The organism is Actinomadura sp. 6N118 (assembly GCF_044326415.1).
In the GTDB taxonomy this organism is placed as follows: domain Bacteria; phylum Actinomycetota; class Actinomycetes; order Streptosporangiales; family Streptosporangiaceae; genus Spirillospora.
Genome location: NZ_JBIRAZ010000039.1, coordinates 1 through 14243, shown reverse-complemented (window position 1 = coordinate 14243; position 14243 = coordinate 1). Strand labels below are relative to the sequence as shown.

The window sequence follows — 14243 nt, the reverse complement described above, 5'->3', positions numbered from 1 at the left end:
GCCGAACGGGGCCGCGCTCTGGCGAAAACTTTTGACCACTTGCGCAAGCAATTAGTTTCGCTAATCGCAAGTGGTAAGGGTGGTGGCCGGATCCGGTCATTGATTGGACCCTTCCACTGAGCCTCACGGTGCGTTACCAGTAGCGGTTACTGTACGTGATCACGCCTCACCGGGGCAGCATTGACTTTCTCCGGCGACGAGCCGAGCTTTTAGGGGTTATCACTCCATGGAGTGGCAATCGCAGGTGCCGACACCACGGCAAAGGAGGCGTCGATGATCTCGACTGTCAACCGGTTCAGTGACAAGCTGCTCGCCCGCCTGGTACCCAACGCGGTAGCCGCGGCAGCGCCACGCTGTAACTGCGAACGCGAGCGTTGCTGCGTGACGATGGGTGCGCGCGCCGTTGAGGGTTACCGCTACTACGACTGCATCAGCGGCCACAAGTGTGCGTGCAACACGACAGGCCGTTCCTGCTGATTCAAACCTCCTCCCATCATTGCTGTAGGTGACCGTTCCGGTGCCATCCGCGCATTTTTGGATGGTGCCGGGCGGTTACGCTGACCGGGCAGGAGTCATGTGCCATGGAATATGTGTATTTCGGCTGCCGCTGCCTCATCGGCGTGGTGTTCATCGCGTCGGTGGCCGGAAAGACCGGCAACTCTGCATTCCGGGATTTCGTCCGAGCAACGCGTACCCTTCTGGCCGCAGTGGTGCCTCGGAAAGTCAGCAGAAAAGCCGCCCAGCCGGTCTCGGTGACCGTGCTGGCCGCTGAGGTCGCGGTGCCGGTGGCGCTCGTTCCGGCGGCGACCATGCGACTGGGGCTAGGCCTCGCCGCCATCCTCCTGCTGGCTTTCGGACTGTTCATCGCCGCCGCGCTCAAACGTGGCGTGCGCACCTCATGCCGCTGCTTCGGCGCCTCGTCCGCCGCGCCGCTGCGCAAACATCATCTGGTCCGTAACGCACTGCTGGTCGCCGCCGCACTGGCGGGCATGGCCGGGTCGGGCGACCTCGGGTCCGCACACTCCGGCGGCCTGGTGTTGGCGGGCGGCGTGGGTTTGGTGGCCGCCGTGCTGGTGGCCCGTATGGACGATCTGATCTATCTCGTCACCCCATGGGCGGGTAGCGCCACCCTGACGCCACAGGAAGGGATCCACAATGTTCATACTCACCATGGCGGTGGTGCTGGTAGCAGCGTTCTGCCTGCTGGACTTGTTGCTGACCCTGGGAGTGGTACGGCGGCTGAGGGAACACGGGGAGCACCTGGAGCGTCTGTTGGCAGCCGGCCCCGGCTTCTTCGTTGAGCATGACACCGTGCCTGTCGGGGAGGTCATCGGAAGGTTCGATACCCGGACCGTGGACGGCAAGCCGGTCTCGCGTGACCGGCTATCGGGCGAGACGCTGGTCGCCTTCTTCAGCCCTGGCTGTGACACCTGCCTGGACACGCTGCCCGAATTCGTCAAGTACGCCAGAGAGTTGGAGGACGGATCCCGGCACGTGCTCGCCGTCGTGACCGGGGAAGGGGAGGAGGCCCCGACGTTCGTGAGGGCGCTCCAGCCGGTCGCCCCGGTGGTGGTGGACGTCGACGAGAAGCTGTCCAAGGCCTTCAAGGCGAAGGTGTTCCCGGTGTTCTGCCTCGTGGACGCCGACGGCAAGGTCCTCGCCAGTGAGATCAGACTTGCTCGCCTTCCGGTCACCGTCGGATCGTAGGGTGCCCCGGCGCCTGGCCGACGCGCTGGTGCGGCTCGGCGGAGCGGCCCGCCTGGTCCGCCGAGCGGCCCCGCTGCATCTGCTGGGATACCTGGCGAACACGGTGTTCAGCGCCGTACTGCCGGTCGTCCTGGCATGGTTGCTGAAGTACGTCCTGGACGAGCTGGCCGGGCCGGGCCCGCATCCCGACCTGGTCTGGCTGGCGGTGGCGCTCGGGGTGGTCGGCCTGGTCGGCGCGCTGAGCCCGCACCTCGGCGAATACCTGAGCACAGAGCTTGACCGGCGGGTCTCGCTGACTGCGCAGAACGAGTTGTTCACGGCTGTCGAGCGGTTCACTGGGCTGAGCCGGTTCGAGGAGCCGACGTTCCACGACCAGCTGCGGCTGGCCCAGCGGACCACCACCTCTCCGATTCGGATCGTGGACGCGGTCTGCGGCGTCGGCAGGGGAGTGCTGACAGTGGCCGGGTTCCTCGGCTCGCTCGCCGTCATCAGCCTGCCGTTCACCGCGATCATGCTGCTGGCGGCGGCGCCGATGCTGGTGGTGGAGCTACGGCTGGCGCGGCGGCGGGCGGCGCTGCAGTGGACGCTCGGCCCGATCGAACGATGGGAGCAGTTCTATAGCGATCTGCTCAGCAACACGTACGCGGCCAAAGAAGTGAGATTGTTCGGCCTGGCGGGCTTCCTGCGCGGCCGGATGAACGCCGAACAGCGGACCGCCAACCGGGCCCTGCGGCAGCTCGACAGGCGCGAGTTCTGGCTGCGCTCCGTGCTCTCAATCTTGTCAGCGGTCCTCTCCGCGGGCGGGCTGATCTGGGCGATCACAGCGGCCGGCCGCGGCCAGGTCACCGTTGGCGACGTGTCGATGTTCGTAGCCGCGATCGCCGGGGTCCAGCTCGCGCTGAACGGGCTGGTCGGCGCGATCTCGAACACCAGCTATGAGCTGGTCATGTTCGGCCACTACCTGACAGTCCTGAACGCCGACCCGGACCTGCCCCCTCCAGCGCAACCGCGCGCACTGCCCTCGCTAAAGCACGGCATAGAGCTACGCAACGTCTGGTTCCGCTACAGCGACGACCATCCGTGGGTGCTGCGAGGCGTGAACCTCTTCATCCCCAGCGGCGGATCCATGGCGCTGGTCGGGCACAACGGCGCGGGCAAGAGCACGCTCGTCAAGCTCCTGTGCCGCTTCTACGACCCCACCCGCGGAGCGATCCTCTGGGATGGGGTTGACCTGCGCGAGGTGCCCATCGACGAGCTGCGTGAACGTATGAGCGCTGTGTTCCAGGACTTCATGAACTACGACTTCAGCGCGTCCGACAACATCGCCGTAGGCGACCTGACCGCCGATCAGGAACGCCTGGTGACCGCCGCCAAGTGGGCCGGTGTCCACGAAATCCTGACCGCCCTCCCCGCCGGATACGACACCCTGCTTACCCGGATGTTCCTCAGCGAGTCGGAAAAACAGGAGCCGGGCACCGGAGTGATGCTCTCCGGAGGCCAGTGGCAACGCCTTGCCCTAGCGAGAGCCTTCCTGCGTGCGGACCGGGACTTGATGATCCTGGACGAGCCCAGCGCCGGCCTGGACGCCGAGGCCGAGCACGACGTACACACCCGTCTACGCCAGCTACGGGCCGGGGCGACCAGCCTCCTGATCTCACACCGGCTGGGAGCCGTCCGCGACGCCGACCTCATCGCCGTGCTCAGCGACGGAGTGGTCGCCGAGCTGGGCACCCACGCCGAACTGCTAGACGCAAACGGCCTCTACGCGCGCCTCTTCACACTGCAGGCGTCGGGCTACCAGCTCCAGGGAGAAACATGAAAACGCTCCTGGCGCTGACACTCGCTGGCGCATGCGCCCTCCTGTGGGCACGCCGCCGGCTCATGGTGATCACCGTGCGAGGCCTGAGCATGACGCCCGCCTATCACCCCGACGACCGGGTGCTGGTCCGCCGCGTCCCGCTGACCCGAATCCGGACCGGCGACGTGGTGGTAGTCGAGCAACCCCCACCCCCCTGGTCGACCAGCCACACCAAGCAGGAGTGGGTCATCAAGAGAGTGGCCGCAACCCCAGGCGACCCAGTGCCCGCCGACCTGGCCGACACCCAGCCAAACGCCACAGTTCCCACCGCCTGTCTAGTCGTCCTAGGCGACAACCCCAAGGAGTCCTACGACTCACGCCACTACGGCTACATCCCGGCAGACCGGCTAATCGCCCTGGTGGTACGCCGAATGAGCACTTCCGCGCAAGGGCACGGCAGCAGCGAGTAACCGGTGGTTATGGCGTCGAAGCGTGGCCCAGTGCGGCCTCGACGATCCGGATGGCCTCGGTGGGATCGATGCCGACGCTGGCGATGACCGCCGCGTAGTCGCGGGCGGCGCGGCGGGCCTGCTCGAGGGCTTGCTCGCCGGCGGCCGCGACGAACGAGCCGGCCCGCCCGCGGGTCTCGATCAGCCCGGCCTCCTCCAGTTCCCGGTAGGCCCGGCCGACGGTGTTCACGGCGAGGCCGAGGTCGGCCGCGAGCCGGCGGATCGTCGGCAGTCTCGTGCCGACGGCGAGCGAGCGGTCCTGGATCTGCCTGGCGAGCTGGGCCCGGAGCTGCTCGTACGGTGGCGTCGGCGAGGCCGCGTCGATGACGATCATCGGGCCATGGCTCGCCGTGCCGCCGTTGCGACATCGCCGCTCCGGGTATGGATCAGCCAGAGCGCGATGACGCCCGCCACCACGAGCGCCACCGAGACTGCGTTCCACCAGCCGAGCGATTCCCCGTACAGGGAGATGGCCGGTAGCGACCACACCAGGCTGGGTGTGACGAGGGCGCGGGCGTCCTCGACCCGCATGATGACATCGGCGGTGAGCGACGCCTCGTCGTCGGCCACGGCCGGGCTCGCAAGCACCTGGCGCAGCTGCATGATGGTGCCGGCGCCGGCGGCGGCGAGGCCGATCAGCACGACGGTCGCCCCGTACCGCAAGCCGGAGTCCGAGACCGGCAGCACGCTCACCGCGAGCAGCAAGGCGCCGGTGAAGGTGGCGACCGTGAACAGAGCGTACGGCCGGCCCAGCACCGCCGACCAGCCGAGCTCGACCGGGTGGGCCACCCGCCGGGACAGCTGCGCGCCGAGCCTCCGGTCGACGCGCCGCACCCACCAGCCGAGCAGCCACTGCCCCACCAGCAGACCGGCCACCAACACCGCCAGCACTACCAGCGACAGCCAGGAGGACATGACGTCGGCGGGCAGCGCCAACGCGTGCGTGAGCGCCGCGCCGATCAGGAACGCGGCCAGCAGGAAGCTGTCGACGGCCTTGGCCTCCCGCCGCACCGCCAGCCGCGCCGCGAGCAGCGGAGTCGGCTCAGCGTCGGCAAAACCGTTCCGGGCCAGCCACCGCTTGGCCTCCGTGTGATCTGCCTCGCGCATGCCACCACCTCCGATTGTCGCAAGCTTTGTCTCAACAAGATGAGTCATAGCATGCGACAATGTCAACCGGGCCGGGCGCCGTGGCCAGACCAGGCCCGGCGGGCGTGCGGCACGCCACGGTCCCCACCGCCTGTCTAGGCGTCCTAGGCGACAACCCCAAGGAGTCCTACGAACGCCACTACGGCTACATCCCGGCAGACCGCCTCATCGCCTTGGTCGTACGCCGGATGCGCTCATGACCGCCCCGGACGGAACAGACACTCCCGGACGACCGGGACCTAAAAGGAGACGCTAGAGATCCCGCCTGATGGCTCGAATCTCGTCCAGAGCGTCGAGCGTCATGACCCACGGGTAGGTGTTCAAACGGGTGCCTCCGGTGCCGGGGGGATGCGGTTCGAACTCCCCCGGTCCGTACAAGACGCGAACTCCAAGAGAGCGGAGTTCCGCAATGCTGCGGTTCAGCACGGGGTTTGCGGCAAGTGCGGAGTTCACGAATGGCAAGACGACCGTTGGCACGCCGAGCGGGACCAGCTCCGCAAGCAGGCCAAGGGGGTAGTTGTCTGCGTTGCCGTGCGCCCACTTGTTGATCGTGTTGTACGTGGCGGGCGCGAGGATGATCGCGTCGGCCTGTGGAAGCCGTCCCGACTCGCCCGGGTTGCGGTAGCGGCTTCTTACCGGGTGACCGGTGAGTTCAACGAGAGCAGGGACGTCGATGAACCCTTCGGCCGCTGGCGTGGGTATGACGCAGACTTCCCAACCTCGGCCGTGTGCCAGAGTCACAAGCTGGTCGACCTGCGATGCGGGACCAGCAGCGCAGACAATCACGTACAGGGTTCGGCGTTGATCAGTGCCAGTCACAGCGACAGTCCAGCGTTAGCGGCGAGTTGCCGCCAGCCACCCCGACAGGTGTGATGTCTCAGGACATCGGAATGACCCTGAACCCACATTTGGGTTCAGGGTCATCGTCGTTGTGGGCCGTGTGGTCGGCCGGTGGGTTTTGTGTTTTGGGGTTGGAATAGATGCCCTCACATGATTGGCGACATGCTTATCGTCGCTGTATTCGATGCCGACGTGTTTGATGACGGCTCCCGCGATATGGTCGAATCAAACGACGAAGGTTCTATCGTCAGCGCCGGGAAGAATCGCGAGTGGTTCGACGGTGAGGTGATTGAACGGCTATTGAGTTCTGAGCCGTTCGCGCCAAGTGGTGCCGCGCGCCTGTCTCTGGCCTCTCAGCACCGCGATGCCGTTCTTGAGCTGCTGTAGCCTGCCACCCCACAACGGTCGGCGCTGTCTGGTCTGTCCCTGCACCGGCGGTCAGCCGGGCCCGCCTGGGTTGGAGATGCCGTCCCACCGTGACGACCTCGGATGCCGACTGGCTGTTTTCAAACCTCTGATCGCAGATTTCGCGATTCCCCCAAATTGTGCGGTGGTGCCATGACTTGGTCCCCTGATGTCACGCGGCCGGTGGGGCCATTGCGTCATTTTCGGCTCATAGTGGCGAATGATGCCCGGCAGCCAAAATCAGAAGGTAATGAGATAGTAACGAACTATATTTGCGCAGGTAGATTGCCAGTGGTCCTCCAGCCCTGCGAACGACCCCGTCCCAAAGGCTTCTCACGGCTCCCGCGCGGGGTGTGTCCTGCCTACGTCCGATTACGCTCGGTCGATCGAAGGAATCACACCGTGACCCACGCCCTCAGCTCGGCGGTCCGCCGTACCGCCCTTGCCGCGCTCCTGCTCACCACCGCCGCAGCACCCCTGACCGGAGCCGTCGCACCCGCCCAAGCCACCCTCGCCGACCTGGTCTGCGAGGTCCAGTTCGGCTTCACCTTCGACCCGCCACTGGACAACAACACCGTCGACGCCACCGGCAACGCCACCGGCAAGGCGTGTACCTCGCCGAGCGGGAAGTATCGCGACCTCACCTCGTTCACGGTCATAGCCAAGGGCACTGCCACCGGCTGCTCCCCGGCTCCCCTGCAGATCGCCGGAACCGCCACCCTCAAGTGGAACACCGGCCAGAAGAGCGGCGTCGACTTCACCGTCAGCACCGACCCCACCACCGGTGACCTCGGCGCAAGCGGCACGATCACCAGCGGTCCCCTCAAGGGCGACCGCGTCACCGCCGCACCCGTCATCATCTCCCAAAACGGCCTGTGCGGCCTCGGCGGCGTCAAGGCACTCACCGCCCACGCCGCCGTCGTCGCCTTCATCGACACCTGACCGCACCGCCACCCCGGCCCGGCACACAAACGCGCGCCGGGCCGGGATGGCCTCATCACACCGACCAGGGGCCTACACGCCTCCTGGGGTACAAGGCCCGTCGGCCGCAGTGACGTTCGCTCGAGGTGCGGACGCAGCGGCCTGATCCAGTGACCTTGGGTTCTAATGGTCGTTGCAACGTCCCAGCTTGGGAGTTGCGATGGGCTTCGAGATCCGGAAGGTGCCGACGGGTACTCGGCCGGGCTCAACCAGACCGGGCGGCGCCCGTTCGGCGACGATGGCGGCGACGGTTGGGGCGACGAGCTCCACGCTTGGACGGAAAATCGCGAGGAGAACCGGGCTGAGCTCGACCGGGGTATGGCGGCCAAGGCATTCATCATGGGCCGCAACATGTTCGGCCCAGTGCGTGGCGAGTGGGATCGGCAGCGGAAGGGCTGGGGGGCGACAATCCGCCGTACCACACCCAGGTCTTCGTGCTCACCCACCACCCGCGCGATCCGCAGCCGATGGACGGCGGCACCACGTTCAACTTCGTCACCGACGGAATCGAATCCGCACTGGCGCGCGCGAAGCGGCCGGGGACTGCGACGTCTCCATCCATGGCGGAGCGACCACCATCAACCAGTACCTCGCCGCAGACCTGATCGACGAGTTGTGGCTGCACATCGTGCCGATGACGCTCGGCGCCGGATCAGGAAACCGCGTCCGGTGCCGGCTGGGACCGCTCGCGGCGGGTCACGCGGCGGACGGTCGCGGGGTCGCCGGTCAGGTCCGGGTTCAGTTCGAGGCCGAGCCCGGGTTCGCCGCCGGCCGCTATCGTGCCGTCGGTGACGGCCGGCAGGCCGGTCACCAGACGCCCGTACCAGGTACGCAGGAACGCGCGGACCGTCTCCTGGATCAGGCCGTTCGGCTGGCTCAGCACCAGGTGGACGCAGGCGGCGAAACTGATCGGGCCGGTGCAGTCGTGCGGCGCGACCGGGATGCCGAACGCGTCCGCGAGCGACGCCGTCTTCCGGGCCTCGGTGAGCCCTCCCGTCCACTGCACGTCGACTGTCGCGACGTCGACCGCGCCGGCGGTGAGCAGCGGCAGGAAGCCGCGCCGGCCGACGACCGTCTCGCCGGCCGCGATCGGCACACCCGTCTCGGCGGACAGCGCGGCGAGCGCGGCGGGCGCGTCGGCGCGGATCGGGTCCTCGACCCAGTACGGCTCGAACGGTGCGAGGGCGCGGCAGATCCGTACGGCGCTCGGCTGGTTCCACAGGCCGTGCAGCTCGATCATGAGCGCCATGTCGAGCCCGACGGCCTCGCGGATCCGTTCGACGACGCGCACGCCGGCGGCGAGTTCGGCGGGCGAGATGTCGGTGCCGCCGGTCCGCTCGGCGGCCTGGTCGAAAGGCCAGATCTTCATGCCGGTGACGCCTTCGGCGGCGAGTTCCCGCGCGAGCTCGCCCGGCCGGGTGAGGAAGGCGTCCAGGTCCTCGTAGTCGCCGCGGCCGCGGCCCCAGTTCGCCGGCTCCTGCCGCGAGGTGGCGTTGACGTACCCGGGTCCCGCGCAGGTGTTGTAGACGCGGATGCTGTCGCGCACCGGGCCGCCGAGGAGCTCGGCGACGGGGAGCCCCGCGCGCTTGCCGAGGATGTCCCACATCGCAATGTCGACGGCCCCGGCCGCGCGGATCTCGACGCCGCCGCCCTGGTACCCGGTGTAGGGGGCGAGCAGCCGCGCGACGGACTCGGGCGCCGGATCGCGGCAGGCCAGGAGCGCCGGCGCCACGTGGTCGTGCAGGTACGCCTCGACGGCCGTCGCGCCGTAGAAGCTCTCGCCGAGGCCGGTCAGGCCGTCCTCGGTGTGCAGGCGGAGGATCAGGACGTTCGGCTGGAAGGCGGGCCGCAGGGTCTCCACCGCCTCGATCCTCACTTGATCGCGCCGGCGGTGAGGCCGGAGACGATCCGGCGCTGGGCCAGCAGCACGAGGACGACGACGGGCAGCGTGATGACGACGACCGCCGCATCGATGCGGTTGTGGAAAACCTGGTACTGGCTCTGTCCGAGGTTCACGATGGCAAGCGGCGCGGTGAAGCGGTTCGGCGTCTGCAGGAACGACAGGGCGAAGGCGAAGTCGTTCCACGCCAGGATGAACGACAGGATCGCGGCGGTGAACACCCCGGGCATGGCCACCGGGACGACGATCTTCCACAGCACCTGCAGCCGGCTCGCGCCGTCGACCATCGCCGCCTCCTCCAGCCCCCGCGGGATCTGCTCGAAGAACCCCTTCAGCAGCCACGTCGTGATCGGCAGCGTGTAGATCATGTACGCGAGCACGAGCGGGTAGCCGGAGTCGAGGAACCCGAGCGAGCGGTACAGCAGGAACAGCGGCCCGATCATCGCCAGTACCGGGAAGAACCCGGCGAGGAGCAGGAAGCCGAGGATCAGGCCCCGGCCGCGGATCTCGAGCCGGGCCAGCGCGTATCCGGCGAGCGCCGAGAAGACGACCGTGACCGCGGTGCTCGCCGCGCAGATCAGCGCGCTGTTGAGCAACGGGCCCAGGAAGTCATCGGTGGTGAAGACCGCGACGTAGCTGGAGAACGTCGGCTCCCGGGGCAGCAGCCCGGTGACGCCCGCGGAGAACTCCTCGGAGCTCTGCAGCGACGTCCGCACGATCCACAGGAACGGGACCAGCACCGACGCCATGATCACCGTGACGAGGGCCGTGAATCCGAAGCGGCGCATGTCAGCTCCCCTGCCGATCGGGTCCCAGGACCCGTGTGTAGATGGCGGCGACGCCGAGCGCGAGCACCACCAGGGTGACGGAGATCGCGCCGCCCATGCCGAAGTCGGTGTTCACCAGGAACGCCTTCCAGTCCAGGTAGGCGAGGGTCTCGGTGGTGTCGCCGGGTCCGCCGCCGGTCATGATGAAGATCACGTCGAAGATCAGCAGCGACGAGAGCGTGCGGAAGACGAGGGCGACCAACAGCGCCGGCTTGAGCATCGGCAGGGTCAGACGGAAGAAGCTCTGCCACGCGCTCGCCCCGTCGACGCGGGCCGCCTCATAGATCTCCGTCGGGATCACCTGGAGCCCGGCGAGCAGGATGATCGCGACGAACGGCACCGTCTTCCACGCGTCGGCGATGAGGATCGCCAGCCAGGAGGTCCACTCGCCCGCCAGCCATGTCGTGCCGGCGCCGGGCAGGTGGAGGGTCCTGAGCCCGTAGTCGACGAAGCCCGTGCGCGGGTCGAACATGGTCTTCCACACCGTGGCGGCGACGACGGTCGGCACCGCCCACGGGACGAGCACGGCCGCGCGCACCCAGCCGCGCCCGCGGAACCGCTTGTGCAGCACCAGGGCCAGCACCATGCCCATCACCATCTGGATGGCCACCGACACGACCGTGTAGACCAGGGTCCGGGTCAGCGCCGTGAGGAACTCGCCGCTGGTGAGCAGCGTCGTGTAGTTCTTCATGCCCACGAACCCGCGGTCGGACGGGTCAGTGAGGTCGACATGGTGGACGGAGTTCCACAGGTTGTAGCCGAGCGGGTACGCCGTCAGGGCGAGCAGGACGAGCACGGCGGGTGCCACGAGCACGTAGCCGAGCCTGCGGTCGGAGTTCCGCGGCGAGCCGCCGGGCGGCCGGAAGCGCACTCGCGCGGTGCCACCCGGGCGGCGCACCTCCGGCCTGACCTCGGTGTCGGCCATTACTCCGCGAGCCCCTTCACCTCGTTGCTCGCGGACAGCAGAGCGCTGTCGGGTTTGGACAGGTTCGACAGCACCGAGGACACGGCTGTCTGGAACGCGGCGGAGATCTTCAGGTACTGGGACCGGGCGGCCGCGCGGCGCCCACCTCGGCGACCTTCTGCACCTGCTTGTAGTACGGCGCCTGCTTGAACAGGTCGGCGTTGTACGCGGCCGTCAGTGACGGCGGGTCGCCGGCGTCCACGGCCCGCTTGACCTGGGCGGGGACGCTGTTGAGGTACTGGATGAACTTCCAGGCCGCTTCGGCGTGCTTGGTCTTGGCGTTGATCGCGAGGTTCTGGATGCCGAGCGTCGCGCCCTTGCCCGCGAGGGGCACGAACCCGATCTTGCCCTCGGTCGGCGAGCCCTTCGAGGCGGCGAACACGAACGGCCAGTTGATGGAGAAGGCCGCCTGCCCGGAGGTGAACGCCTGCTGGACCTCGCCCTCCTTCCAGCCCGTCACGGCCTTCGGCGCGATGTGGTTGGTGTTGACGGCGTCGTACGCGAACTGCAGCGCCTGCTGGTTCTGCGGCGTGTTGAGGTTGGCCGGGTCGAACTTCCCGCCGAACGCCCCGGCGAAGACCATGAACGACGTGACCGCGCCCTCGTACTTCGCTCCCTCGAAGGCCAGCCCGTACTTGATCTTCGGGTCCTTCTTCATCGCCGCCTGCGCGGCGCTGACCAGCTCCGCCGGAGTCGCCGGCGGCTCCTTGACCAGGTCGGTGCGGTAGAGCAGGCCCTCCGCGCCCACGAACCAGGGCACGGCGTACGTGTGGCCGTTGTATTTGCCCGGGGCGAGCGCGGCGGGCAGGAAGCCGCTGAGGTCAGGATTGAACTTGTTGAGGTCGTAGAGCCAGCCCGACTTGGCGAGCGAGGCCGGATAGGTCTCGTCGACCCTGATGACATCGGGTGTGCTGGAGCCGGCGACGAGACGCTGCTGCAACTGCTGCAGGTACTGCGTCGAGTCGGCGGAGAGCGTCTGCACCTTGACGGTGATGTTCGGGTTGGCCTGCTCGAACGCTTTGATCGCGTCCTGCGTGGCCTTCCCCTCGGTACCCAGACCGGCTTCTGCGAAGACGATCGTCTCCTTGCCGCCCGACTCCTGGCCGCCGCTGCCGCCGCAGGCAGCGAGCGCCAGAGAGAGCGCGAAGGCGACGGCCGTCAACCGCGCCGGAGGTGATGAGGCGAAGGTACCCATGAGCTTCCCCTTCTGGAACACGGCTCGGGGCGGGGCCGCCGCTCGGGCGACGGCCGAGGCCGTGGTATGACCGGTATGACCGGTCTGGCAGCAAAGGTGCCACCGATCTTGTTGCTGGTCAAGGGGTCGTCGCGGGTCGATTTCCTCGACGTGAACTTGACCTTCCTCGGCCGTGGGGCTCATGGCTCGATGATCTGTCCGTCGCGGAGGAACGGAGCGAACCCCTGCCATGGCCGCGAGCGCTCCTTGTTCTGGATGATCTCGGGCGAGTACTGCGTGATGTAGACCCGGCGGAGGCGGTCGGTGAGGTTGGGGCCGCTGCGGTGGAAGGCGACGCTGGAGAAGCAGGCCATGCTCCCGGCGGGAACGACCAGCGGGATACCGGGATCCGTGCCGACGTAGCCCACCTTGTCGTTGGTGGCCGGGTCGTCGACGTGTTTGACATAGGTCCGGATCCCGGAACGCGAATAGGGCAGGAGATAGACGCAGCCGTTCTCTTCGGTGACGTCGTCGAGGGCTATCCAGCAGGTGAGATAGGGCTCGTGGTCTTCGTGAACGTATCCGCTGTCCTGATGCCAGGAGAATGCGCTCTCACGGTCGCCGCACTTGATGACGTACTGCTCGACGAAATGGAATGCGGTGGGGCCGATCGTCGCCCGGCAGACGTCGGCCATGAGGTCGCTGAAGAGGAAACTGCGCAGTTCGGGTTCGCTCTTGGCCATGCCGTTGGCGAAGTAGCGACGCCCGCGGTGGTTGAGGTCGAGCACGTCGGTGCCGGCGGTGTCCATCTCGGAGTCGATCTGCTTCATCGCCTTCTGGGCGAAGCCGCGCAGTAGCTCCAACTGGTCGCTTGAGAGGACGCGTTCGAGTACGAACCAGCCCTCGTCCCGGTACTGCCGTCGCTGGGCCTCCGATATGACTGACCTGGTGTTCTCCATATGCCGGACAGTAGGGTTCACGAGCCACGGCAAGGGAGGGACGAGACGGGAGGGGGTGGTCCAAAATGGTCAGCACGCCGCGCAACCCGGTCCAGATCACTTCACAGGACGAGATCGGCACGGCGCTCGGCAGGCTCCGCATGACCGCCTTCGTCGAGAACGGACCCGCCGTGCTTCCCCGGCCGCGTCGCGTCCTGGACTCCTACGCTCTCGTCCTCGTCCATGAAGGCACCGGGACCTATCTCGACGACACCGTCGCCGAGCGGCCGATCGGGCCGGGCGACGCGATCCTCGTCACGCCCGGAACACCGCACTGGTACGGCCCGCCCCCGGGCCAGGGCTGGAGCGAGATCTTCCTGATCTTCGATGGTCCGCTCTTCGACACCCTCGCCGCCGGCGGCGTCCTCGACGCCCGTGACCCGATCCGCAGCCTCCGGCCCGCGGGGCCATGGCGGCAGCGCCTGCGCACCTTCGCGAGCCGCCCCAGAGAAACCGGAGAACTCCAGCGCCGGATCGAGCTGCTCGAGCTCGCCACCCTTCTGGCCGAGCTTCGCGGTGCGCACGGCGATCCCGATCCATTGCCGCAACCGCTCCGGCGCGCCCGCGACCTGCTCGCCGTCGACCTGAGCGCCGAACATGACCTGCGCGCCGTCGCCGCCGCGGCCGGTCTGCCCTACGAGACCTTCCGCAAGCGGTTCCGCGCGGCGACCGGCAGATCGCCTGCCGCGTTCCGGCTGGACCGCCGGATCGAGGCGGCGCAGTCACTCCTGCGCGTGACGACGATGACCCACGCCGCGATCGCGGCCGGCCTCGGCTTCTCGGACGAGTGCCACTTCGCCAAGCGTTTCCGGGAACGTGTCGGGATGTCCCCCCGGGACTACCGACGCCTGCACGCGTCGCCCTAGGTGTATCCGGCCAATAGGTTGGTCACAGTCGGCTGGCCGGGGGGTGCCCACCGAGTGCGCTGTGGCGGCGTCGATTGTTGTAGTAGTCCAGCCAGGGTGCAAGAGCGTCTGCTCGTTGGGTGTTGCTG

18 protein-coding genes and 1 pseudogene are annotated in these 14243 nt (G+C 67.8%); 10 read left to right on the top strand and 9 right to left on the bottom strand.

Translation table 11 applies throughout. The features are described 5' to 3' along the window. The first annotated feature begins 273 nt into the window (after window positions 1–273). The 5 genes from ACH34W_RS51935 (at window position 274) to ACH34W_RS51915 (ending at window position 3975) form a co-directional block, all read left to right on the top strand. Window positions 274–477 (top strand): hypothetical protein, encoded by a 204-nt coding sequence (locus ACH34W_RS51935; protein ID WP_395968701.1) that lies wholly within the window; start codon window positions 274–276, stop codon window positions 475–477. Between the two features lie 104 nt (window positions 478–581). Further along, window positions 582–1301 (top strand): MauE/DoxX family redox-associated membrane protein, encoded by a 720-nt coding sequence (locus tag ACH34W_RS51930; protein WP_395968700.1) that lies wholly within the window; start codon window positions 582–584, stop codon window positions 1299–1301. 10 nt (window positions 1302–1311) lie between these two features. Then, window positions 1312–1707 (top strand): TlpA disulfide reductase family protein, encoded by a 396-nt coding sequence (locus ACH34W_RS51925; protein ID WP_395968699.1) that lies wholly within the window; start codon window positions 1312–1314, stop codon window positions 1705–1707. A 1-nt stretch (window position 1708) separates the two neighbouring features. Then, on the top strand, window positions 1709–3526 hold the full coding sequence (locus ACH34W_RS51920) for an ABC transporter ATP-binding protein (protein WP_395968698.1): 1818 nt from the start codon (window positions 1709–1711) through the stop codon (window positions 3524–3526). Continuing rightward, a complete protein-coding gene (locus ACH34W_RS51915; protein ID WP_395968697.1) occupies window positions 3523–3975 on the top strand; it encodes a S26 family signal peptidase in 453 nt (150 codons plus the stop codon). Before ACH34W_RS51920 ends, ACH34W_RS51915 begins: the two co-directional genes overlap by 4 nt. 7 nt (window positions 3976–3982) lie before the next feature. Here the strand turns inward: ACH34W_RS51915 and ACH34W_RS51910 are convergent, their stop codons facing one another. Both ACH34W_RS51910 and ACH34W_RS51905 read right to left on the bottom strand, forming a co-directional pair. Then, the gene (locus ACH34W_RS51910) at window positions 3983–4348 is read right to left on the bottom strand and encodes a GntR family transcriptional regulator (protein WP_395968696.1); all 366 of its coding nucleotides are present in this window, start codon (window positions 4346–4348) and stop codon (window positions 3983–3985) included. After that, complete coding sequence (locus ACH34W_RS51905; protein ID WP_395968695.1) at window positions 4345–5121, bottom strand: hypothetical protein; 777 nt, start codon at window positions 5119–5121, stop codon at window positions 4345–4347. Before ACH34W_RS51905 ends, ACH34W_RS51910 begins: the two co-directional genes overlap by 4 nt. Window positions 5122–5180: 59 nt before the next feature. Here ACH34W_RS51905 and ACH34W_RS51900 point away from each other — a divergent pair, with 59 nt between their 5' ends. Beyond that, complete coding sequence (locus ACH34W_RS51900) at window positions 5181–5360, top strand: hypothetical protein (RefSeq protein ID WP_395968694.1); 180 nt, start codon at window positions 5181–5183, stop codon at window positions 5358–5360. 52 nt (window positions 5361–5412) lie between these two features. Here the strand turns inward: ACH34W_RS51900 and ACH34W_RS51895 are convergent, their stop codons facing one another. Next, entirely contained in the window at window positions 5413–5979 is a 567-nt protein-coding gene (locus ACH34W_RS51895) for a flavoprotein (protein WP_395968693.1), read from the bottom strand. Between the two features lie 171 nt (window positions 5980–6150). Here ACH34W_RS51895 and ACH34W_RS51890 point away from each other — a divergent pair, with 171 nt between their 5' ends. The 3 genes and pseudogenes from ACH34W_RS51890 to ACH34W_RS51880 form a co-directional block, all read left to right on the top strand. Continuing rightward, window positions 6151–6387, top strand: a complete 237-nt coding sequence (locus tag ACH34W_RS51890; protein ID WP_395968692.1) for a hypothetical protein — start codon at window positions 6151–6153, stop codon at window positions 6385–6387. Between the two features lie 420 nt (window positions 6388–6807). Continuing rightward, window positions 6808–7347, top strand: a complete 540-nt coding sequence (locus ACH34W_RS51885; protein ID WP_395968691.1) for a hypothetical protein — start codon at window positions 6808–6810, stop codon at window positions 7345–7347. A gap of 199 nt (window positions 7348–7546) precedes the next feature. Continuing rightward, window positions 7547–7993: pseudogene (locus tag ACH34W_RS51880) on the top strand (hypothetical protein); the annotation flags it as partial. A 45-nt stretch (window positions 7994–8038) separates the two neighbouring features. On the opposite strand, the gene ACH34W_RS51875 reads toward ACH34W_RS51880, so the two are convergent. From ACH34W_RS51875 to ACH34W_RS51855, 5 genes are all read right to left on the bottom strand, one after another. Next, complete coding sequence (locus ACH34W_RS51875; protein ID WP_395968690.1) at window positions 8039–9247, bottom strand: mandelate racemase/muconate lactonizing enzyme family protein; 1209 nt, start codon at window positions 9245–9247, stop codon at window positions 8039–8041. 11 nt (window positions 9248–9258) lie between these two features. Continuing rightward, window positions 9259–10074, bottom strand: coding sequence for a carbohydrate ABC transporter permease (locus ACH34W_RS51870; protein WP_395968689.1), 816 nt, complete (start codon window positions 10072–10074; stop codon window positions 9259–9261). Between the two features lies 1 nt (window position 10075). Next, a complete protein-coding gene (locus ACH34W_RS51865; RefSeq protein ID WP_395968688.1) occupies window positions 10076–11038 on the bottom strand; it encodes a carbohydrate ABC transporter permease in 963 nt (320 codons plus the stop codon). Between the two features lie 109 nt (window positions 11039–11147). Beyond that, on the bottom strand, window positions 11148–12272 hold the full coding sequence (locus ACH34W_RS51860) for an extracellular solute-binding protein (RefSeq protein WP_395968687.1): 1125 nt from the start codon (window positions 12270–12272) through the stop codon (window positions 11148–11150). 179 nt (window positions 12273–12451) lie between these two features. Further along, window positions 12452–13210: a phytanoyl-CoA dioxygenase family protein gene (locus ACH34W_RS51855; protein ID WP_395968686.1), complete on the bottom strand. Its 759-nt coding sequence runs from the start codon at window positions 13208–13210 to the stop codon at window positions 12452–12454. Between the two features lie 65 nt (window positions 13211–13275). Between ACH34W_RS51855 and ACH34W_RS51850 the strand changes: the two genes are divergently transcribed. After that, entirely contained in the window at window positions 13276–14115 is an 840-nt protein-coding gene (locus tag ACH34W_RS51850) for a helix-turn-helix domain-containing protein (protein ID WP_395968685.1), read from the top strand. Window positions 14116–14137: 22 nt separating this feature from the next. On the opposite strand, the gene ACH34W_RS51845 is transcribed toward ACH34W_RS51850, so the two are convergent. Beyond that, a partial coding sequence (locus tag ACH34W_RS51845) for an integrase core domain-containing protein (protein WP_395968555.1) occupies window positions 14138–14243 on the bottom strand: 106 nt, incomplete at its 5' end.

Bases quoted from the DNA above. Each gene is read 5' to 3' on its own strand.
- ACH34W_RS51860 (WP_395968687.1), bottom strand. From the start codon at position 12,272: ATGGGTACCTTCGCCTCATCACCTCCGGCGCGGTTGACGGCCGTCGCC.
- ACH34W_RS51850 (WP_395968685.1), top strand. From the start codon at position 13,276: ATGGTCAGCACGCCGCGCAACCCGGTCCAGATCACTTCACAGGACGAG.
- ACH34W_RS51915 (WP_395968697.1), top strand. From the start codon at position 3,523: ATGAAAACGCTCCTGGCGCTGACACTCGCTGGCGCATGCGCCCTCCTG.
- ACH34W_RS51935 (WP_395968701.1), top strand. From the start codon at position 274: ATGATCTCGACTGTCAACCGGTTCAGTGACAAGCTGCTCGCCCGCCTG.
- ACH34W_RS51900 (WP_395968694.1), top strand. From the start codon at position 5,181: ATGTCAACCGGGCCGGGCGCCGTGGCCAGACCAGGCCCGGCGGGCGTG.
- ACH34W_RS51910 (WP_395968696.1), bottom strand. From the start codon at position 4,348: ATGATCGTCATCGACGCGGCCTCGCCGACGCCACCGTACGAGCAGCTC.
- ACH34W_RS51930 (WP_395968700.1), top strand. From the start codon at position 582: ATGGAATATGTGTATTTCGGCTGCCGCTGCCTCATCGGCGTGGTGTTC.
- ACH34W_RS51865 (WP_395968688.1), bottom strand. From the start codon at position 11,038: ATGGCCGACACCGAGGTCAGGCCGGAGGTGCGCCGCCCGGGTGGCACC.
- ACH34W_RS51855 (WP_395968686.1), bottom strand. From the start codon at position 13,210: ATGGAGAACACCAGGTCAGTCATATCGGAGGCCCAGCGACGGCAGTAC.
- ACH34W_RS51905 (WP_395968695.1), bottom strand. From the start codon at position 5,121: ATGCGCGAGGCAGATCACACGGAGGCCAAGCGGTGGCTGGCCCGGAAC.
- ACH34W_RS51890 (WP_395968692.1), top strand. From the start codon at position 6,151: ATGATTGGCGACATGCTTATCGTCGCTGTATTCGATGCCGACGTGTTT.
- ACH34W_RS51870 (WP_395968689.1), bottom strand. From the start codon at position 10,074: ATGCGCCGCTTCGGATTCACGGCCCTCGTCACGGTGATCATGGCGTCG.